This window comes from Chitinophagales bacterium (genome assembly GCA_040877935.1).
Lineage (GTDB): Bacteria > Bacteroidota > Bacteroidia > Chitinophagales > CAIOSU01 > JBBDNB01.
The window spans coordinates 21,450-41,581 of record JBBDNB010000045.1; the positions used below are offsets into that span (position 1 = coordinate 21,450).

Consider the following 20,132-nt stretch of genomic DNA (forward strand, 5'->3'; position numbering starts at 1 on the left):
AATGGATTCTAAAACCAAAGCACAACAATTTGTAGAGGGCTTTTCCAAATTGTCCAAAACAGAAAAAATCAATTGGATCGTCAAGCAGTATTTTGATGGAGATCAGCAGGTTTTTAAAGAATTTGAGAATTATTGGCACAAAGATCCCAGTCAACAAAAGCTCTACGATGAATTCAGTGAAAATACACTGACCAATTACTATATGCCTTTTGGTGTAGCACCTAATTTCCTGATCAATAATGAAGTATATACTTTGCCTATGGTGATTGAGGAAAGTTCTGTGGTAGCAGCTGCTTCAAAGTCAGCTAAATTTTGGCGCGACAAAGGTGGTTTTCATGCAGAAGTGCTCGATATACAAAAAATCGGGCAGGTGCATTTTATGTATTCCGGTGACAAAGCCATTTTGCAGGAATTTTTCAAAATGCTCAAACCCAAATTGATTAGGGATACGCATTCTATTACCCGCAATATGAAAAAGCGCGGTGGTGGAATTTTGGATATTGAGTTGATTGACAAAACCAATGACCTGGAGAATTATTATCAGCTTAGGGCTTCCTTTAATACCTGCGATTCCATGGGTGCTAATTTTATCAATTCCTGCCTGGAAAAATTTGCCGAAGTCATGAGGGCTGAAGCGGGTGAATTTGCTCCTTTTGATATTTATAAAGAACCTGTCGTAGATGTGGTGATGTCAATTTTGTCTAATTACACGCCCGATTGTATAGTTCGAGTAAGCGCTTCCTGTACTTTGGAAGAATTGGTGGATGCTGTACCCGGAATGGGCGGACGTGAATTTGCCGACAGGGTGGTGCGTGCCGTAAAAATTGCGGAAGTAGATCCATACCGGGCAACTACGCACAACAAAGGTATTTTCAACGGAATCGATTCCGTGATTTTGGCCACAGGAAATGATTTCAGGGCAGTGGAAGCCTGTGGGCATACCTATGCAGCAAGAAATGGAAAATACAGCTGTCTTTCCCATGCAGATATCAATGGAAACATATTTACTTATTCTTTGGAAGTGCCGCTTTCTGTGGGCACGGTTGGTGGTTTGACCAATTTGCACCCGCTGGTGAAACGCGCCATGAATATGTTGGGAAATCCCAATGCCGAAAAGTTGATGATGATAGCAGCTACTGCCGGATTAGCCAATAATTTTTCAGCCATAAAATCGCTGGTTACCGATGGCATTCAGAAAGGACATATGAAAATGCATTTACTCAATATTCTGAAAACTATGGATGCTTCCTTTGAAGAAGTAGAAGCTGCCAAAAAATATTTCACTGATAATGTGGTTTCTTACCCTGCGGTGCGCAATTTTCTTATTTCCGTAAGAAGCAATTCCTGAAAGGCAATGGATGTAAAAAAACGCAGATTTTATGCCCACGGTAAATTGTTGCTCAGTGGGGAGTATGTGGTGTTGGATGGAGCTCGGGCACTTGCTTTGCCAACTATACAGGGACAGATTTTGGAAGTGCTGGATTCCGATTTGCCGCAACCTACGCTTACCTGGATAAGTCACCATCCCAACAAAAAAGTGTGGTTGAAGATCATCTTTTCACTGCCCGATCTTGAGATTATTGGAGAAGAAGACCATCGCGCCTTGCGATTGCAGGACATTCTTAAATCTGCACGGAAACTCAATCCCGGTTTTTTAAAGGAAGAAAAAGGTTATGTGGTACATACCTTTTTGGAATTTCCGCTGGAATGGGGTTTGGGAAGCAGTTCAACGCTTATTGCTTCTTTTGCACAGTGGGCGGGTGTAGATCCTTATCAGTTGTTGGAATTGAGTTTTGGTGGTTCCGGCTATGACCTTGCTGCTGCCGTGGCAGACGGGCCCATATTTTTTCAAAAAAGATCAGGTGAAAACCTGGTTGAAGCTGCTCCCTTTGACCCTCCCTTCAAAGAGCAATTGTTTTTTGTTTATCTGAATCAAAAGAAAGACAGCCGCGAGGGCATTCGCCTTTATAAAAAAAGAAAAATGGGCAAGGAAGCTATTGACCGGATTAGTGAAATTTCAAAGGCTTTCACAGAAGCAGAAACTTTAAAGGCATTTGAAAATTTAATAGACGAACACGAGCAAATTATTTCAGATCACCTGAATTTGCAGTTTGCAAAAGCCTTGTATTTCTCTGATTATTGGGGAAGTATCAAGTCACTGGGGGCCTGGGGCGGAGATTTTGTGCTGGCCACTTCCAACAAAAGTGAGCTGGAAACCATCAATTATTTTACCGAAAAAGGATTTAAGTCTATCATTCCTTATAAAGATATTATCTTTGCAGCTTCAAATCAGCGCGGATGACACAGGCAGGTGGCTTTAGATGGCAATGTCCTTCAAATATAGCCTTGATAAAATACTGGGGTAAGCATGGAAATCAATTGCCCGCCAACCCTTCTTTGAGTATTACATTAGATACAGCCCATACTATAACTACATTGGCATACAAGCCTGGCAGTGGCCTTAGGTTTTTATTTGAAGGAAAGGAAAATCCTGCCTTCAGCTCCCGTATCGAAAAATTTTTAAAATCACTTTCTTTTGAAGAAATGCCTTTTTTAAAGGATTTTGAATTAAAACTGGAAAGTGAGAATTCTTTTCCGCATTCTTCAGGTATTGCAAGTTCTGCATCAGGAATGGGAGCATTGGCACTTTGCCTGGTGAGTATGGAGGAGGAGTTGGGTTTATTGAAAGGTAATTTTATGCAGCGCGCATCGCATATTGCCCGCCTGGGTTCAGGAAGTGCATGTCGCTCGGTATATGGAAATATGGCACTTTGGGGAAAGACAGAAAGCATTCCCGGAAGTTCTGATCAATATGCTGTTGTGGTAAATGATAATGTAAATCCAGCTTTTTCAAAAATTAAGGATTCCATTTTAATTATAAGTAAGGGAAAAAAACCGGTGTCTAGTACAGCCGGACATGCCTTGATGGATGGACATGCGTACGCTGAATCGCGTTTCACTCATGCAAAAGATAACCTTGCAAAGCTTTTAAATGTTATTCAAACTGATGACTGGACTAGATTTGGGCAAATTGTTGAGCAGGAAGCGCTAAGTCTGCATGCTATGATGATGAGTTCTGCTACACCTTATTTACTGATGGAACCAAATACAATAGCTGTTATCAGGGCGATTTGGGAGAAAAGAGCAAAAGAAAACTGGCCGCTTTATTTCACGCTGGATGCCGGCCCCAATGTGCATTTGCTTTACCCTGAAAGCATTGAGAAAGAGGTGGAAGTTTACATTAATGAAGAACTTGTAGTATATTGTGAAAACAATTATTGGATTTCCGATAAAATCGGTAATGGTCCTTTAAATTTGAAATATGGATATTAATAAAAATTTGATTGAGAATGCCTTTCATTCGAAAATTTTGTTGTTCGGTGAATACGGTATTATCCAGGATGCGATGGGTTTGTCAATTCCATTTGAAAGTTTCAATGGTAAACTCTCTTTCAGGGAGCACAGTGTTAAGCCCGATGAGGAAAAAATCAAAGCCTCCAATGAGAATTTGAGGAAATATGCTACCCATCTTGAAAATCTACAGGAAAAAGCTGGGCTCAATGTGCAGTTTGACCTCAAGAGAATGAAGGATGATCTGGACAGCGGTATGTTTTTTGAATCTACTATTCCACAGGGTTTTGGTGTGGGTAGTTCGGGAGCGCTTTGTGCAGCTATATACGACCGCTATGCTAAAGATAAGCTGCAACCACAGGAGCTCAAAAAAAAGAAGCTTAAAGAGTTGAAAATCATTTTTGCCCAAATGGAATCCTATTTTCACGGTACAAGTTCAGGTATGGATCCATTGATATGCTATATCAATATGCCTGTACTGATTGAATCTAAAAATGATATTGATACGGTAAGTTTGCCAAAAGATCAAAAAGAAGGCCGCGGAGCCATCTTTTTGCTTGATTCAGGTACGCCCGGAAAAACCCAACCCCTGGTAAAATATTTTATGGAAAGGTGTAAGGAAAAAGATTTCTTGGAAAAATGCAAAGCAGATTTCATCCCTTACAATGACAATTGTATCAGGGGATTTTTGAAAGGTGAAACAAAAGCACTTTTTTACAACTTGTATTTTCTTTCCAAGTTTTTAATAGAAAACCTAACGCCCATGATTCCACATATTTTTCACCGCTTGTGGAAAGAGGGGCTGGATACAGGTGCATATTATCTTAAGCTCTGCGGCTCTGGTGGCGGAGGTTTTATCCTTGGATTTACTGAAGATTTGGAGAATGCCAAGAAATATTTGAAAGGGCATCAAATTAAAGTGATCCAACGGTTTTGAAATTAGTCAGAAAAAATGATTAATTTAGAACCTTTCTAAATAAGGAAGGTTTGAAAAAAATTGAAATTTTAGTTGCAGATAATAACCTTTTAATCAGAAGGGGCTTGCAGAATTTACTTTCTTCGCAGGCGGAATTTCATATCATAGGCGAGGTTGATTGTTCAGAACAATTGATCAAATATGTACGCAAGCAGAAACCTGCTGTAATCATCATAGATATTTTTGAAACAGAGCATTTTAAAGTAGACGATTTGGCTACAATTCATGCTTTTTCTCCCGAGACAAATGTGGTCATCATTACCAACAATACTTTTAAAGATGATGTGCTCAATGTGCTGAACAAAGGCGTACAGGGATTTATCCTGAAAGAGTGTAGCGAAGAGGAAATTATCAGCGCGGTATTTGCTTCCTCAAAAGGGGAGAAGTTTTTTTGCGGAAAAGTAGTGGATTCCATTTTAGAGAAAAAATTGCCTCAAAACTGTGAACCACTGGTTTTAACCGACAGGGAAATTGAAGTCATTCGCCTGATCGCAGAAGGCTATACTACGCAGCAAATTGCAGACAATCTATCGCGCAGTGTGCATACCATCAATACCCACCGGAAAAATATCCTGAAAAAACTCGGTTTGAAAAAACCTTCAGAACTGATCATGTATGCTGTGAAAAAGGGGCTAGTGAATCAGTAATCTATTCTAGCGGAGCAAAGTAACAGAGCCTTTTATTTTTTCCACTTCACCATCATAATAAATCAATTGTGCAGTATAAACATATACTCCTTGAGGCATAATATCACCGTTAATTCCGGCCCCATCCCAACCGCTTTCAATATCTTCAGTTAAATAGATCAGTTCGCCCCAGCGCGTGAATACGCGCATTTTAAAGTTTCTGATACCTGAAGAATAAATAGTAAAGAAATCATTTGTGCCATCACCATCAGGTGTGAAGGCAGTTGGCTGATACAGGATTTTTTCTTTTACCAAAACAAGTACACTGTCCAGTACGCTACACCCTTGATTGTCGAACAGTTCAAGTACATATAATGTGTTTTCTACAGGAGTGGCTTTTACTTCAGAGCAATCAGAGCAATTTAAATCTCTATGAGGTGACCACGAAAGAAGGTTTTCTCTTCCATTTTCATGAAATTGTGCTTCTATTTCAGCAATACCACCATAAATTATTTCAATGGTATCTTGTTGGATAAGCAGGCCGAGTGAATCAGGTTCGCTAATTGTAGCATTGGCACTTGTTTCACAATTATTGGCATCCACTATATTGACTTCGTAAAATCCTGTATCTACTCCGGTTCTCACTAATTCATCGCTCACACTGTCTGACCAGTTAATGCTATAAGGTTCTGTACCACCATTCAGAACCAAATCTAAAATCCCGTTTTCTTCTCGATAGCATACCACATCTTCTTTGCTCAGGCTTGCTGTCAGTTCATCTGGTTCGGTGATCTCTATGGAATCAATAATTTCACAACCATTGCCATCTTCTATACTTAATTGATAAATTCCGGCAGAAAGGTTGTCGATATTGTCAGTATTTCCTGCATTGTTTGACCAATTGAAATCATAAGGAGCTGTACCTCCGCCTATATCTGCGCTAATGCTTCCGTCAGAAGCACCATTACAGGAAACTCCCCAGCCGCCATTGTGTTCAAAAGCACTTAATTGTCCTGATAGTGTATCGGGAGCTACGAGCTCAAAAGTATCGTAGAACACGCAATTGTTTTGATCCGTTATTTCCAGGCTATAAGATCCTGCGGCAAGATTGCTTAGGTCTTCAGTATTGAAACTTCCATTGTTCCAGTTGAAATTGTAAGCTTGTACTCCACCTTGTGGAGTAATATCAATATTACCATCAGTAGAAGTGGCGCAGGAAACATTCCATCCACCATTGTATTGTGAAATTGTTGATATAGCAAGCAATTGGTTTGGTTCATTAAGTGTGATAATTGAATCCAATTGGCAATTATTAGAATCTGTAAGTACCATTGCGTAGCTTCCTGCTTCCAGATTGCTGAGTGTACTGTCGGTAAATTGCCCGCTATTCCAATCGTATTGATAAGGAGGAGTCCCGCCCGTAGTAATAAGTGTGATTTCTCCGTTTTCTTCTCCAAAACAAGCTATTTCAAAACCATTATAATCCGAAAGCTCTACTTCAATTTCAAGTGGTGCGGGCTGATTTACTGTATTTGAAATTATATCAATGCAAGTATTTTGATCCTCTATTGTCAAAGTATAATTTCCTTCGGCAAGATTATCAGCTATAGAATCATTGGTACTATTGCTCCAATCATAAGTGTATGGTGTTGTACCACCTGTTATTTGCGGGTGAATTTCCCCATCATTGCTTTCAAAACAAGTGAGATCATATGCCTGGATTGTAGCCTGTGGTAAAGCAAAAACACTATGGGATATTGAGTTGGTGTCACTACAGCCATTGTCATCAATAGCTATCAATTCGATTTGATAAGTGCCTGAATCCGGATATTGATAATTAAAATCAAAGTCATTACTTGTAGTGTTATTGCCCCTGTCCCAATTCCATTGGTTTATGTTCCCGTCTCCTGGAGTAGTTAAATTTTCAAATTCAGAATCTTCATTAAAGCATACATCCGGAACCGATAATTGTACATCAGGATGCTCGTAAACAGTAATGTTTTCTATAGCAATGTCTTGACAACCAAGGTGGTCAGTTGTGGTAAGTGTTACTTGATAATTGCCGGGGGCTGTATATAAATGCTTTGGATTGATATTTTGCGCATCAGGGTTAGAATTGGTATAGCTATTACCGTCTCCAAAATCCCATTCCATTTCATCTATTAAGTTAAAGTTGAAATTTGCAGCACATGCATCAATAAATATAAACGAAGCAGAATCTACAAGACATATATTTTGTTCTTCTATCTGAAAAGCAGTAGCGAGTTCATATGTAAAATCAGTATAGGTTACCTGGGGTTGAGAGTAATTATAAAAACCAAATCTTCCGGCCTTGAAACAATCATCTACATCGAATATCAAGTTTCCATCTACAAATATTTTGATGTTGGTAGGTGTGTAAATACAACGAAAATCATGATCAACACCCTGTACCCAACCCAATCCGGCTCCATAATGGGTGTCTAATACTTCAAGTGGCGGAATAGAATTGGCATGGCCCCAAAAATACTGTGCATAAACTGGGACCGATACAGGTATATTCCCTTGAACCCTTGAAAGTGTCATTCCAGTAGGAGCATGGTTTCCAAGGTAGGTCTGGGCAACTCCTTTCCAGTCAAAGAGGATATAATCGTGGTCTGTGTTGTTTCCTATAGGATCATTGAATCCAATTACGAAGCCCATAAAATCATCATCGCCATTATCGGTTCTGAATTGTCCGGTAATTTCAACATTTATTAGATCAAATGAACTTAGAAAATAAGTGGGTTGGCCATTTATAGATTGATATATTTGGCTACCACCGGATTGTACAGTCCAGTTTCCATTAGCAGGGTCACCTGCCTGATTCCAGTTGTTGAAATCAACATTAGTGATGCATTGAGCAGTAAGTTTAGAAAGGTTCAAGGCAAGAAATAGAAACAAGAAACCTAATACACTTCTATACATTTTTAGAATGCTTTATTGATTTAACTATGAAATTAAACATTTCAAGCTTAAAATCAATAAAAATGTATAATATTACTCCGCTTTACTTTTAACCTGCTCTGGTCGCATTTGCGGAAAGAAAAGCACTTCCTGAATGCTGCTTTTATTGGTCATAAGCATAGTGAGCCGATCTATTCCAATACCCATTCCTGATGTGGGGGGCATTCCGTATTCCAGTGCTCTTAAAAAATCCTGATCGATGAACATAGCTTCGTCATCACCCTTTTTAGAAAGTTGCATTTGCTCCTCAAATCGCTCTCTTTGATCAATTGGGTCGTTCAATTCGGTATAGGCATTGGCAATTTCACCTCCGTTGATCATTAATTCAAAGCGCTCCGTCAATTCAGGGTTTGTTCTATGCTTTTTACACAAGGGAGACATTTCTACTGGGTAGTCAATAATAAATGTGGGTTGAATAAAATGCCTTTCACATTTTTCACTAAACAGTTCATCAATGAGTTTGCCTTTCCCCATGCTTTCATCAACATCAATTTTTAAGTCGTGGCAAATGTTTCGCAACTCATCTTCACTTTTCCCGCGAATATCAATACCGGTATATTTTTCAATAGCTTCCTGCATGGTTACACGGGGATAGGGTGCTTTAAAGTCAATTTCATTCGTCCCAATTTTCACTTTTGTTTCACCGTGTAGATCCAATGCAATCTTCTCAATCAACTGCTCGGTAAACTCCATCATCCAGAGATAATCTTTATAGGCCACATAAATTTCCATAACCGTAAATTCCGGATTGTGGCTGCGGTCCATACCTTCATTTCTGAAATCTTTGGAAAATTCATAAACTCCGTCAAAGCCACCTACAATCAACCTTTTGAGATAAAGCTCATTGGCAATTCTCAGGTAAAGTGGCATATCAAGTGCATTGTGATGCGTAATAAATGGCCTGGCAGCAGCACCACCGGGAATGGCCTGTAGAATAGGGGTTTCTACTTCGAGGTAGCCCCTTTCATTGAAGAAATTGCGCATGCTGTTCATAAGCTTTGTGCGCTTGATGAAAATATCTTTCACTCCTTCATTCACAATTAAGTCAACATAGCGCCTTCTAAACCTGAGTTCAGGATCTGTAAATGCATCGTGTACATTTCCTTCATCATCTATTTTTACAATTGGTAGGGGGCGAAGTGATTTGCTCAATACTTTTAGGCTTGTAACATGCACACTTATTTCGCCCACTTTTGTTTTGAACATATAGCCCTCTATGCCAATGAAATCACCAATGTCCAGTAATTTTTTGAAAACAGTATTGTAAAGGGTTTTATCTTCATCAGGGCAAATTTCATCTCGGGTTACATAAAGCTGAATTCTACCTGAATGGTCTTTCAATTCAGCAAAAGAGGCTTTTCCCATAATTCTGCGCGCCATTAATCTTCCGGCAAGCACAACTTCTTTTCCTTCCTCATAATTGGATTTAAGGGCTTTGGCAGTGGCGTTTACCGGGAATAATTCAGCCGGATATGGATTGATTCCAAGCTTTTTTATTTCTTCTAAGGCTTCTCTTCTATACCTTTCTTGTTCTGTAAATTCTTGAGACATTTCTTGTAAGTTTAAATAAGAAAGGCAAAGTTAACCCGTCTTGGTTTAAATCAAAACTTTACAGACAGCCTGGATAAATGATTATTGCTTCATTTATCTGCATGAAAGTCTTAGATGAGCATGGAATTTTCTGTTTTTCCGGATGTGTCAATTTTTCCAAAAAGGTGATTCATTTTAACAAAAGATAATTTTAAGTTGGATCGCTGTGTTTTTGATGTAATTATCTGCAAATTTGAGCGCTGTAATTTTAAGCAATTTTAGATATGATATTCAAATCAATATGAAGCAGTTTGAAAATGATATATTAAAAATGGAAGTGCGGGAAGGAATATTGATCTCAGAGCATATAGCAAAAGAAATTATTGATCTTAAACAGGCAAAAGAGACTTTTGAATTAAGGTTGAAACATATTGGCGATTACCCTTACCCGATATTGGCAGATGCTACAAAAGGAAAGGGCGCTACACTTGAAGCACAAAAATATGTATTGAAAGCAGATGATGAACTCGGCACTCCTGCAATTGCAATTATTGTAGATTCACTTGTAAGTAGGATATTTGGCAATTTGGTGATCAACTTTGTGCAAAACACCAAAATGAATATTCGGCTTTTTTTGGATCGGGAAAAGGGTATTAGGTGGCTGAAGAAATATGTGCAAGAAAGCTAAACCCGCATTATGCAATTGAAAAGTAATTGCATATTCCGGTTAAACCAAAAACAATTCACTGACTACATGATCGGCCAGGAACAAGCTCTTTTTTGTAAGTGTCCATCTATTGTCTTTTTTTTCTAACAATTCTTTTTCGCCAAGTTTATAAAGATTGCTCAGAAATAGCTGTTTTTGTTTATTATCCTTAAACAAAGCATTGAGTTCCTCATAGTTTATTCCTTCCTTTTGCCGTAAACCGGTCATTAGTTTTTCATTGAAGCGGTCAGTATTGCTCAGGGTTTCGCCCTTCCAAAACCCGCTACCCGTTTTTATGCCTTTGATATATTTTGAATTATTGGAAATATTCCAGAAGCGTTTATTTTTCCCGTCATAGGAATGAGCAGCGGGTCCAAGCCCAAAATATGGAGTGCCATTCCAGTAGCTGCTGTTGTGAATTGCCCTCTGGCCATCGATAGCTATATTCGAAATTTCGTAATGGTCCCAGTTTTTTTCTGCAACTTTTTCAGTCAATAATTCAAAATGTTTTGATGCAAGTGCTTCGTCAGGTGCAGGAGATTTGCCACTTTTCACAAAGTGATTTAAAGCAGTATTGGGTTCTAATGTGAGCGCATAACAGGAAATATGATTGATTGGCATTGCCGCAGCATGTTCTAAATTCTCGAGCCAGGCACTTTCGCTCATCCCCGGAACTCCATAGATCAAATCTATACTGATTTGTTCAAACCCGGCTTTTTTTGCCAACCACACAACATCAAGCGCTTCTTTGGCATTATGCGCCCTGTTCATATATATCAGATCCCGATCTCTGAATGATTGAATGCCAATACTCAGCCTGTTTATACCTGTGTCTTTTAGCTCCTCAAGGTATTTTTTATTTAAATCATCCGGATTGGCTTCCAGTGTGATTTCTGCATTTTCACTCACATGGAAATTGCGCTTAATTTTGCCGAATAATTGTTTTAATTCTAAATTGTTGAGTAGTGAAGGTGTTCCTCCCCCTATGTAAATACTTTTGAACTGTGTATTTTGCCATTCGATTTTTCTCAAATCAATTTCACAGGCAATAGCATCTAATAATGCTGTCTTATTTTTGAGCGAAGTGCTAAAATGAAAATTACAATAATGACAGGCTTGTTTGCAAAAAGGAATATGAATATAGATGCCTGCGTCCAATTTATAAGGATTTTGTATAAAGTTCGTTTTCAGCTTTGTGTATTGTCAAGTTTTAGCAAAATTATGCGTTTTATTCTCCCCTTTTTTCTTTTAATACAGTTTTCTCTTGCTTTTGCCCAGGATGATGAAGAGCAGAAAGTAAAGCACTATATTCTACAACTGAATATTCCCGAAAGTGCAGAAGATATTGGCAAATTAAAATTCAAAGAAAAGCTTTCCGATCCGCTACAAGCCAATCAGGAACTAGAGAAAATATTGATAGAGTTGCGCGGAAAGGGTTTTGCCGGAGCCTCAATAGACTCTGTAGTAAAGGAAGGAAACGAGTTGACCGCTTATTTGTATATCGGTCAAAAATTTGAATGGCTGCTTTTGAGGCCTGGCAATCTGGATGAGCAGGTATTAAGTCAGGTTTCCTACAAGGAAAAATTTTACAGGGAAAAACCATTTCGTTATGATCAGTTGGAGCGGCTGCTCAGGCAGGTTTTGGCATATTATGAAAACAACGGATACCCCTTTGCACAGTTGCGTCTTGATAGTTTAGCTATGCAGGACAACAATGTTGAAGCAAGTTTACAGGTAAATAAAAAAGATTTGATATATTTTGACACTTTGACAATAAAGGGGGAAGATGTCAAAATTGAAAAAGGTTATTTGTACAACTACCTTGGCATAAAACCAGGAGAGCCCTATGATGAATCTGCTATAAGAAAAATTTCAAAGCGGATCAGAGACCTGACTTTTTTGGAAGAGACTGAAAGCCCAGAGGTTTTATTTGTAGGAGAAAAAGCGAGAATAATCTTGCATTTGCGCAATAGAAAAGCCAGTCAATTCGATTTTCTGGTTGGTTTCTTACCGAATAATGAAGTTACCGGACGCTTATTGATTACCGGAGAAGCCAATATTTACCTGGAAAATCCATTTGGCACAGGCAAAGTAATCCGCCTCAACTGGCAGAAGCTTCAGGATGCTACTCAGAATTTAGAAGTGGGTTTTGAATATCCTTATGTTTTGGGTTTGCCGCTGGGGACTAATTTTGAAATGGAGCTCTACAAAAGAGATACACAATATATAGATATTCAATACACGCTGGGAGTTCGCTATTTGTTGGATGGTCGGAATTATTTTGAAGGATTTTATAATGGGCAAATTACAAACCTCATAAAAGTTGACACTAATTTAATTAAGAGCAATCGCAGTTTGCCACCCAATGTAGATGTGCGCAATTCATTTTATGGAGCAAAATATCATTTTGAAAATTTAAATTACCGGATTAACCCAACAAGTGGATGGGTATTCGAACTAAGTGGAGCAGCCGGTACCAAGCGCGTAAAGAAAAATCTTACTATAGCACAAATTTCAGATCCCGAAAATCCGGGAGAAACATTAGAGCATTTATATGATAGCTTGAGTGACAACAGGCTGCAACTCAAAGCGCATTATATACTTGAGAAATACTGGCCTATCGGGGGCAGATCAACTGTGAAAACGGCTGTCCGCGGAGCCGCAATTTATGGAGAAAACCTTTTCATCAGTGAATTATTTAGAATTGGCGGTACAAAGATTTTAAGAGGGTTTGATGAAGAAGATTTATTTACTTCTCTATACAATGTGCTCACATTAGAATATCGGTTTTTACTTTCCGTAAATTCGTACTTCAGTTTGTTTTTTGATGGAGCGTATGTGGAACAGAGACTCAAAGATTCCTTTACCAGTGATTTTCCATTTGGGTTTGGAGCTGGTTTGAGTTTTGAAACAGGTGTGGGCTTGTTTAATGTGAGTTATGCACTTGGAAGGCAGCAGCAAAATAAAATAGATTTCAGATCGGCAAAAATACACTTTGGTTACATCAATTATTTTTAGTGCTTTTAAAAAAAAATAAAATACTGCTATTGATGCTGTGTGCTGCTTTCTCCTTAGTAGCACAGGGTTCGACTATTGCTGAACTAAATCCAGATTCAACTTCTGTAGCTATAATTGATTCTTGTGCATTTGAAGATTCTTTGTTTCCACAACAAGCACTTGAAGAAAGCGAAGTGGAAATAATTAAAAAACAGGAAGACAGAAGAAAGTCCTGGTTTTTTTACATCATTTTATTTCAATTACTGCTTTTGGCATTGGTTAAAACTTTTTTTTCAAAAAATATTGAAACTGCTTTTAAATCATTTTCAAATCTTAATCTTGCAGCTTATCAGTATAGAGAAGAGAGAGGAGAGGGTTCGCTTTTTAAAATTCTGCTCAATATAAATTTTATATTATCACTTGGACTTTTGAGCATCAATGCAATGGATTATTATAATTATGAGCCGCTTCTAAACCATTTCGCGCTATTCTGTCTTATTGTGCTTTTTATCAGTTTACTATACTTGCTTAAATATTTGCAATATCTGCTTACAGCTCTTGTTTTCCCAGTTGAACAAATAGCTCAGTTTTTTCAATTTGTGTTTTTTGGAATTATGAGAATGCTCGGTGTAGTGTTTATACCCCTCAACTTATTGCTTTATTACAGTAGTCAAGATATTCCCACAGTGCTTTTTTTCTCTGTTTTAACAATATTTATACTGTTCTTCCTTTTTCTGATAATGAGAGGTATTAACATAAGTCAGCGACAAATCATTGAAAACAAAGTACATTTTTTTCTGTATATTTGCACCCTTGAAATTGTACCGGTATTGTTGCTGGTGAAGTTTATGAATGCGTTTTTCTAAGTAAGCAAAAATTGAGAAGTTTCATACCGTATGTCAAAGTCAAAAGGTAAAATAAAGTCGATGCTCATCTCACAACCTGAGCCTGAGAATGGGAAATCGCCCTACTACGATATTGCTAAGAAGTACAATATCAAGGTGGATTTTCGGAAATTTATACAGGTAGAAGGAGTATCTACAAAAGAATTCAGGAAATCGAGAATTGTATTGAATGATTATTCTGCAGTGATTTTCACAAGTAGAAACTCTATGGATTATTTCTTTTCTATTTGTGAAAGCATGCGCGTAAAAATGTCGCAGGAGACAAAATATTTTTGTAAATCAGAAGCAATCGCACTCTACCTTCAGAAGTATATTCAATACCGCAAACGCAAGGTGTTTTTTGGAAGTGGTAGAGAAGAAGACCTCAGGGAAATATTGATGAAGCACAAGGAAAATGAAAAGTTTCTTTTACCTTGTTCCAATGTGTCAAACAGTGCCTTGCCAGATTTTCTTGAAGAAAAAGGCTTTGATTTTAAGCCGGCAGTTATGTATAAAACGGTAAGCAGTGATTTATCTGATCTGGAAAATATTTTTTATGATATAATTTTGTTTTTCAGCCCACACGGTTTGAAATCATTGTTTGAAAATTTCCCTGATTTCAAACAAAACAACACAAAGCTCGGTGCATTTGGCGATACTACTGCTCAAGCTATGGAAGATTATGGGCTTAGCGTAAACATAAAAGCACCGGCTCCTGGAGTGCCCTCTATGACTATGGCAGTTCAAAAGTACTTGGATAAGTACAACAAATAGTAATCAGCATTTTGCAGAGTAAAATTCTTTGAATAATAAAATAAACTATCGACTCTTTCAGTTTTGAAGCTGATTTGGAATAATAACCTGAGTTCGGAAATTATTTATTGCTCAGAATACCTGAAAACAGTGGGATTCGACTGGAAATACTGATGGAATAGCGGGCTATTTTGAGGTATTTCCGGGAAGAAGATTGCTGTTTTCTGGTATTTGAAATCCATAAAACACAATTTGCTGCGTTGCATTTGCTCGGTTTATCCCGATAGACCTTCTCAAATGCGCCTTGCCTATTGCATTTTAGTGAATTTCTGAGCTCTTAAATAATTATTGAGCTCAGGTTAATACCGATATCAAGAAACTTTTATTATCACAGTTGAGTAATGTTAAGTGTCTGAACCATAATTCAACCAAATGTTTTTGTTTGGGTTAGCCTTAGACTTTCAGTATATTTATGCTCAAGAACTAAACAATGTCACGTTTCACGTTTGCTTTATTAATACTCTCTACTTGTTTCTACCAGGGGTTTGGACAGAATTTTCCTCATTTCAGCCAATTTCCCTTTCAGGGCATGCTTTATAATCCGGCTGTTACAGGCTCAAATGATGCGATAGAAATAGATGCGCTATACAGAAGCCAATGGTCAGGCATTCAAGGCCAGCCAAAAACGCTTGCTATAGCTGCACAATCGCCAATAAATCGACTTCAGTCTAACTTAGGGTTGTTCTTTATGCACGATAGGTTGGGGGCTGAAAAAAATAATTACATTCAATTTGCTTATGCATGGAGAACACCTCTCAAATTCGCAAACTTAGCCTTTGGATTAAGTGGAGGAATTGTTCAAAAACAAATTGACGGAAGAGAATTGAGAGCGCCTGAAGGAGAATATCGCGAAATTTTCACGCACAATGATGATTATATTCCCGAAAACTTTGTCAGCTCAATAAGTGGGGATATGAATGTTGGGGTTTATTTGAATAATGAAAAATGGTATGCCGGAGTAGCTGTAAATAATTTATTGGGGAGTGCCCATAGTTTTACTGACAGAGGGCATGATATTAACATTCGATCCAGTCGATACTTAGCTGTACATGGAGGGTATTTAATAAAAATCTCAAAAAACTTTGACTTACAACCAAATGTTTTAGTACTTTCGGATTTCAATAATTATCAGGGGTTGTATAACCTTACAGTTTATTTTAAACAAAAGCTTTGGCTTGGAATGGCATTTAGAGGTACCAGTGTAAATACTAAAGAGTCAATTATTCCGTTTTTAGGTTTCAAAGTTGCAAAACAATTAAAATTAGGATACAGTTATGATGCGGGAATCTCTGAAATTAGAAATGTAAATGGCGGTTCTCACGAAATTTTTGTGAAATATTTGATCGATATTCGTAAATTTATGCAGTCAGGGAAGATTATTTACAATCCAAGGTTTATGTAATGGTCTTTACTCTATAATTAAAAGATGAATTTTCAACTTGTATCAATCAATTTTTCATTTTTATTGAAATAATTCTATTTTTACGGGCTTTAGACAAAAAGCGTGTTGTAAAACATTAACAATTATGAAAAGCACAGTTCTCAGTTTTGGGTTATTTTTAGTGTTATTAGTTAGCGGCTGTGGTGCCGGTTTCAATGGCCAACTAATTGGAGTACAAGATCGTCCGGGTTGGAATAATGTTATACCTTATGGTATGGTTTATGTTCCCTCTGGTAATTTGCATATTGGTCAAAGTGGTCAGGATGTAAATTATTCTATGGTTCAAAGAACCAAATCTATCTCCATTCAAGGATTTTTTATGGATGATACAGAAGTCACTAATAATGAATACAGACAATTTGTTCATTGGGTTCGTGACTCAATTACCGCTTTTACTATGGGCGGTGACTTCATAGAAAATGAAGGAGAAGAAGGTGAAAAAGTGAATTGGGAATTCATGAGTGATTTCAACTACAATGATGAAGAGTACAAAGAATCTCTTGAGGGGCTTTACTATCCTGAAAATGAACAAATGTGGGGCAAACACGAAATGGATGTAAGTAAATTTGTGTTTGATTACTACTGGTTAGATATTAAAGAAGCTGCGCGTGTTTCAAACAGAGGTAAGCCCAGATCAGAATTTTTTAAGTCAGGTACTACACCTGTTTATCCCGATACATTAGTATGGGTAAGAGATTTTTCCTACTCTTACAATGAACCAATGACAAGAAATTATTTCTGGCACCCTGCCTTTGACGACTATCCTGTAGTTGGAGTTACATGGGATCAAGCCAATGCATTTTCAGCATGGAGAACAAAGTTTTGGGGAGACTACAGGGCAGCCAGAGGTGAGGTCATTAATGACCCGTTTAGGTTACCGACTGAACATGAGTGGGAATACGCAGCTCGTGGAGGAAAAGCCAATGCTCCTTATCCATGGGGAGGCCCTTATCTTAGGAATTCTAAAGGTTGTTTATTGGCCAACTTTAAACCAGGTAGGGGAAATTATCCTGAAGATGGCGGTTTTTATACTGTTAGAGCTGATGCTTATTGGCCTAATGATTATGGCCTGTTTAATATGTCTGGAAATGTTTCAGAATGGACGTCTACAGCTTTCTTTGAAAATGCATACTCCTTTGCTCATGATATGAATCCGGATGTGAGATATGATGCAGCAGAAGATGATGAAATCACTATGAAGCGCAAAGTTGTTCGCGGAGGCTCATGGAAAGACATAGGCTATTTCTTGCAAACAAGCACAAGAAATTTTGAATATCAGGATTCTGCCAAGTCATATGTGGGATTCAGAAATGTGCTCACATTCCTCGGAAGGTCTATCAATGATTAATATTATTTTAAGTAACCGAAAATATTTTTTTTAATCACCACAAAAGTTTAGCAAATTATGAAAGGATTAGTCGTTTTTTTTGAATCTCCAAAAGGCCAACAAATCAAAAATCTTATTATTGGTTTAGGAGCTTCAGTTGTAATTATGGGGGCTTTGTTCAAACTTATGTCCTGGCCAGGAGCAGGACTTATGCTCATTGTAGGCTTGGGAACAGAGGCTTTTATCTTTGCCTTACTTGGAATTCTTCCCCCACATCCCGATTTGTACTGGGAAAAATTCTATCCAGGAGTTACAACCCCACCTCATTTAGATGAAATGCACAATGAAGGAAAACCTATTAATAAACCTTCTGTTACCGATCAATTGAATGATATGTTGGAGAAAGCCAATGTAGAAACACGTTTGATAGAAAGATTGGGTAATAATCTGGGTAAGTTGGGTGATACAGCTGAAAAAATCTCTGAATTGGGAGATGTTGCCGCTTCTACTTCAGATTACGCAGCAAAAACTAAAGAAGCTTCAGAAGCTTTGGTTGAAATGAAAAATGCTTATGCCACTGCCACTGCAAATGTTACTGCATTGGGACAAACTACTGAGGATTTCAAAGCATATCAGGAGCAGATCGAATCTGTAGCTAAGAACTTAGCTTCTCTTAACTCTATTTATGAAGTAGAACTTTCAGATACTACCTCAAATTTAAAAGCACTGAACCAAAACCTAAGCAGCTTGAATGGAGTGTATGGAAATATGCTTTCAGCTATGGGTGGTAGTCGTGCCAACTCTTAAGTTGAGCTTAGAATTTTATTTTAATTAACATTAAAAATCAGAGAAGCTAATGTCAATTCCTAAGGAACCGAGACAGTTAATGATCAATATGATGTATATCGTATTGGTCGCACTACTGGCACTAAATGTTTCTGCCGAAGTACTGAATGCCTTTCAGTTGGTCAGTAACGGTATGAAAACCAGTAATACTGCTTTAGACAATAAAAATGCGGCAACAATGCGCGCCCTTGATGCCGCTTATAAAAATGACCCTAAAAAGGTTAAAGCGTATTTAGAAGATGCCCAAAAAGTACAGGCCAGTGTAGATGAGTTTGTTTCTGAAATCTCTGCTTTAAAAGCGCAATTGGTGAAAGAAACAGGAGGCTGGGTAGATGGAGAAGTAGATGGTAAGTTGAAAAACGATAAAGACTACGATACACCAACCAGAATCTTGATCGATAAGAAAAAGGGTAAGGAACTGCACGATAAAATTCTTGCATTGAAAGAAACAGTCCTAAATGTACCTTCTCTTACAGAGGAAGAAAGAGAGAATTTGGCAAATCAAATTACACTTAGTGTAGATTATGATAAAGATGCTGCCAAAAGGCTGGGTAAAAAATCATGGCAGGAATATTTGTTTGACCACGTACCAACTGTAGCAGTTTATACGCTGTTAACTAAGATTCAGGGTGATGCTAAAAGTTCAGAATCGATGGTCTTGGAAAAATTGCTTGGAAAAATTGGCGCGGAAGACTACAAGTTTGATGCACTTTCAGCAAAAGTAATCGCACCATCCTCTTATGTGCTTCAAGGTGAAGAATATCAGGCAGATATTTTTGTTTCAGCTTTTTCCAGTACACAAGATCCAGAAGTTTTTATTGGTGAATTTGATCCAGCTAAAGTCACATGGGAAAAAGGTGATCCTTTACCAACTAAAGTACCGGACAATCCATTGAAGCCTGGTTTTGAAACCGTTGAGGTTAGTGGTGGAATAGCGGATTTTAGAGTTCCAGCAAGCTCAGTTGGGGTTAAGAAAAAAGAAGGTGTGATTAGAGTGAAACAACCTCAGGGCGATGGATATGATTGGTTCCCTTTCAAATTAGAATATCAGGTTGCTCCACCAAGCGTTGTAGTTTCACCTACTAAAATGAACGTGTTTTATATTGGAGTTGACAACCCTGTAGATATTTCTGTAGCAGGATTTCCCGCTGATAGAGTTAGAGCTTCGCTTACTGAAGGTGGCTCAATTACAGGGTCAGGTGGAAATTATATCGCAAAAGTCAAAAAAGTTGGCAATACAAAGGTTAGTGTATCCGTTGTATTGGACGATGGTTCTGTTAAGAATATGGGAGCCCAAGAGTTTAGAATGAAAAGAGTGCCTGACCCGATTGCCGTTATTGGCGGAATGACAGGCGGAAATGTAAAGGCTTCTACTTTTAAAGTACAGCGTGGTGTTATAGCTGAATTAAAGAATTTCGATTTTGACATTCGTTTTCATATAGTTGGTTTTGAAATGACTTATGCAGCAAAAAGACAAGATTTGGTAACAGCAGATGCTTCAGGTCCTTCTTTTACACCAAAAATGTTAGACTTTTTAAATAGAGCCAAACCCGGTGATGTCTTTTACTTTGATGATATTAAAGCTAAAGGCCCTGATGGAATCACCAGAAAGCTTCCGGGTATTGTGTTTAAATTGATATAAAATATAAT

At 37.9% G+C, this 20,132-nt stretch carries 17 protein-coding genes; 13 read left to right on the plus strand and 4 right to left on the minus strand.

Translation table 11 applies throughout. The features are described 5' to 3' along the window. Position 1: 1 nt before the first annotated feature. The 5 genes from WD048_12495 to WD048_12515 are packed head-to-tail and all read left to right on the plus strand — an operon-like array spanning position 2 to position 4,974. Positions 2-1,348 carry a hydroxymethylglutaryl-CoA reductase gene (locus WD048_12495; protein ID MEX0813029.1) on the plus strand — a complete coding sequence of 449 codons (1,347 nt, stop codon included), beginning with the start codon at positions 2-4 and terminating at the stop codon, positions 1,346-1,348. Positions 1,349-1,354: 6 nt separating this feature from the next. After that, positions 1,355-2,302: a GYDIA family GHMP kinase gene (locus WD048_12500; protein ID MEX0813030.1), complete on the plus strand. Its 948-nt coding sequence runs from the start codon at positions 1,355-1,357 to the stop codon at positions 2,300-2,302. Further along, positions 2,299-3,333 carry a diphosphomevalonate decarboxylase gene (mvaD, locus tag WD048_12505; protein MEX0813031.1) on the plus strand — a complete coding sequence of 345 codons (1,035 nt, stop codon included), beginning with the start codon at positions 2,299-2,301 and terminating at the stop codon, positions 3,331-3,333. The genes WD048_12500 and mvaD overlap by 4 nt, the downstream gene beginning before the upstream one ends. Next, entirely contained in the window at positions 3,323-4,288 is a 966-nt protein-coding gene (locus WD048_12510) for a hypothetical protein (protein ID MEX0813032.1), read from the plus strand. The genes mvaD and WD048_12510 overlap by 11 nt, the downstream gene beginning before the upstream one ends. 50 nt (positions 4,289-4,338) lie before the next feature. Next, on the plus strand, positions 4,339-4,974 hold the full coding sequence (locus WD048_12515) for a response regulator transcription factor (protein MEX0813033.1): 636 nt from the start codon (positions 4,339-4,341) through the stop codon (positions 4,972-4,974). A 6-nt stretch (positions 4,975-4,980) separates the two neighbouring features. On the opposite strand, the gene WD048_12520 is transcribed toward WD048_12515, so the two are convergent. Next, the gene (locus WD048_12520) at positions 4,981-7,899 is read right to left on the minus strand and encodes a PKD domain-containing protein (GenBank protein ID MEX0813034.1); all 2,919 of its coding nucleotides are present in this window, start codon (positions 7,897-7,899) and stop codon (positions 4,981-4,983) included. Positions 7,900-7,971: 72 nt separating this feature from the next. Then, complete coding sequence (gene lysS, locus WD048_12525) at positions 7,972-9,489, minus strand: lysine--tRNA ligase (GenBank protein ID MEX0813035.1); 1,518 nt, start codon at positions 9,487-9,489, stop codon at positions 7,972-7,974. A gap of 280 nt (positions 9,490-9,769) precedes the next feature. On the opposite strand from lysS, the gene WD048_12530 reads away from it, so the two are divergent. Continuing rightward, entirely contained in the window at positions 9,770-10,156 is a 387-nt protein-coding gene (locus tag WD048_12530; GenBank protein ID MEX0813036.1) for a hypothetical protein, read from the plus strand. A 39-nt stretch (positions 10,157-10,195) separates the two neighbouring features. Here WD048_12530 and hemW read toward each other — a convergent pair whose 3' ends face one another. Next, on the minus strand, positions 10,196-11,332 hold the full coding sequence (gene hemW, locus WD048_12535) for a radical SAM family heme chaperone HemW (GenBank protein MEX0813037.1): 1,137 nt from the start codon (positions 11,330-11,332) through the stop codon (positions 10,196-10,198). Positions 11,333-11,395: 63 nt separating this feature from the next. On the opposite strand from hemW, the gene WD048_12540 reads away from it, so the two are divergent. Genes WD048_12540 through WD048_12550 form a run of 3 tightly spaced genes read left to right on the plus strand, consistent with a single transcriptional unit; the run spans position 11,396 to position 14,829 of the window. Further along, positions 11,396-13,192 (plus strand): hypothetical protein, encoded by a 1,797-nt coding sequence (locus tag WD048_12540; protein ID MEX0813038.1) that lies wholly within the window; start codon positions 11,396-11,398, stop codon positions 13,190-13,192. Further along, positions 13,192-14,037, plus strand: coding sequence for a DUF4271 domain-containing protein (locus WD048_12545; protein ID MEX0813039.1), 846 nt, complete (start codon positions 13,192-13,194; stop codon positions 14,035-14,037). Before WD048_12540 ends, WD048_12545 begins: the two co-directional genes overlap by 1 nt. A 60-nt stretch (positions 14,038-14,097) precedes the next feature. Beyond that, positions 14,098-14,829, plus strand: coding sequence for a uroporphyrinogen-III synthase (locus tag WD048_12550; protein ID MEX0813040.1), 732 nt, complete (start codon positions 14,098-14,100; stop codon positions 14,827-14,829). A 104-nt stretch (positions 14,830-14,933) separates the two neighbouring features. On the opposite strand, the gene WD048_12555 is transcribed toward WD048_12550, so the two are convergent. Next, on the minus strand, positions 14,934-15,074 hold the full coding sequence (locus WD048_12555; protein ID MEX0813041.1) for a hypothetical protein: 141 nt from the start codon (positions 15,072-15,074) through the stop codon (positions 14,934-14,936). A gap of 224 nt (positions 15,075-15,298) precedes the next feature. Here WD048_12555 and WD048_12560 point away from each other — a divergent pair, with 224 nt between their 5' ends. The 4 genes from WD048_12560 to WD048_12575 all read left to right on the plus strand — a co-directional run bounded on the left by WD048_12560 (position 15,299) and on the right by WD048_12575 (position 20,124). Then, a complete protein-coding gene (locus WD048_12560; protein ID MEX0813042.1) occupies positions 15,299-16,270 on the plus strand; it encodes a PorP/SprF family type IX secretion system membrane protein in 972 nt (323 codons plus the stop codon). Between the two features lie 124 nt (positions 16,271-16,394). Beyond that, positions 16,395-17,657, plus strand: coding sequence for an SUMF1/EgtB/PvdO family nonheme iron enzyme (locus tag WD048_12565; GenBank protein MEX0813043.1), 1,263 nt, complete (start codon positions 16,395-16,397; stop codon positions 17,655-17,657). A gap of 57 nt (positions 17,658-17,714) precedes the next feature. Next, the gene (gene gldL / locus WD048_12570; protein MEX0813044.1) at positions 17,715-18,443 is read left to right on the plus strand and encodes a gliding motility protein GldL; all 729 of its coding nucleotides are present in this window, start codon (positions 17,715-17,717) and stop codon (positions 18,441-18,443) included. A 49-nt stretch (positions 18,444-18,492) separates the two neighbouring features. Beyond that, on the plus strand, positions 18,493-20,124 hold the full coding sequence (locus WD048_12575) for a GldM family protein (protein MEX0813045.1): 1,632 nt from the start codon (positions 18,493-18,495) through the stop codon (positions 20,122-20,124). The last annotated feature ends 8 nt before the right edge of the window (positions 20,125-20,132 follow it).

Bases quoted from the DNA above. Each gene is read 5' to 3' on its own strand.
- WD048_12550 (MEX0813040.1), top strand. From the start codon at position 14,098: ATGCTCATCTCACAACCTGAGCCTGAGAATGGGAAATCGCCCTACTAC.
- WD048_12565 (MEX0813043.1), top strand. From the start codon at position 16,395: ATGAAAAGCACAGTTCTCAGTTTTGGGTTATTTTTAGTGTTATTAGTT.
- WD048_12500 (MEX0813030.1), top strand. From the start codon at position 1,355: ATGGATGTAAAAAAACGCAGATTTTATGCCCACGGTAAATTGTTGCTC.
- WD048_12575 (MEX0813045.1), top strand. From the start codon at position 18,493: ATGTCAATTCCTAAGGAACCGAGACAGTTAATGATCAATATGATGTAT.
- WD048_12520 (MEX0813034.1), bottom strand. From the start codon at position 7,899: ATGTATAGAAGTGTATTAGGTTTCTTGTTTCTATTTCTTGCCTTGAAC.
- WD048_12560 (MEX0813042.1), top strand. From the start codon at position 15,299: ATGTCACGTTTCACGTTTGCTTTATTAATACTCTCTACTTGTTTCTAC.
- WD048_12540 (MEX0813038.1), top strand. From the start codon at position 11,396: ATGCGTTTTATTCTCCCCTTTTTTCTTTTAATACAGTTTTCTCTTGCT.
- lysS (MEX0813035.1), bottom strand. From the start codon at position 9,489: ATGTCTCAAGAATTTACAGAACAAGAAAGGTATAGAAGAGAAGCCTTA.
- gldL (MEX0813044.1), top strand. From the start codon at position 17,715: ATGAAAGGATTAGTCGTTTTTTTTGAATCTCCAAAAGGCCAACAAATC.
- WD048_12495 (MEX0813029.1), top strand. From the start codon at position 2: ATGGATTCTAAAACCAAAGCACAACAATTTGTAGAGGGCTTTTCCAAA.
- WD048_12530 (MEX0813036.1), top strand. From the start codon at position 9,770: ATGAAGCAGTTTGAAAATGATATATTAAAAATGGAAGTGCGGGAAGGA.
- WD048_12555 (MEX0813041.1), bottom strand. From the start codon at position 15,074: ATGCAACGCAGCAAATTGTGTTTTATGGATTTCAAATACCAGAAAACA.
- mvaD (MEX0813031.1), top strand. From the start codon at position 2,299: ATGACACAGGCAGGTGGCTTTAGATGGCAATGTCCTTCAAATATAGCC.
- WD048_12510 (MEX0813032.1), top strand. From the start codon at position 3,323: ATGGATATTAATAAAAATTTGATTGAGAATGCCTTTCATTCGAAAATT.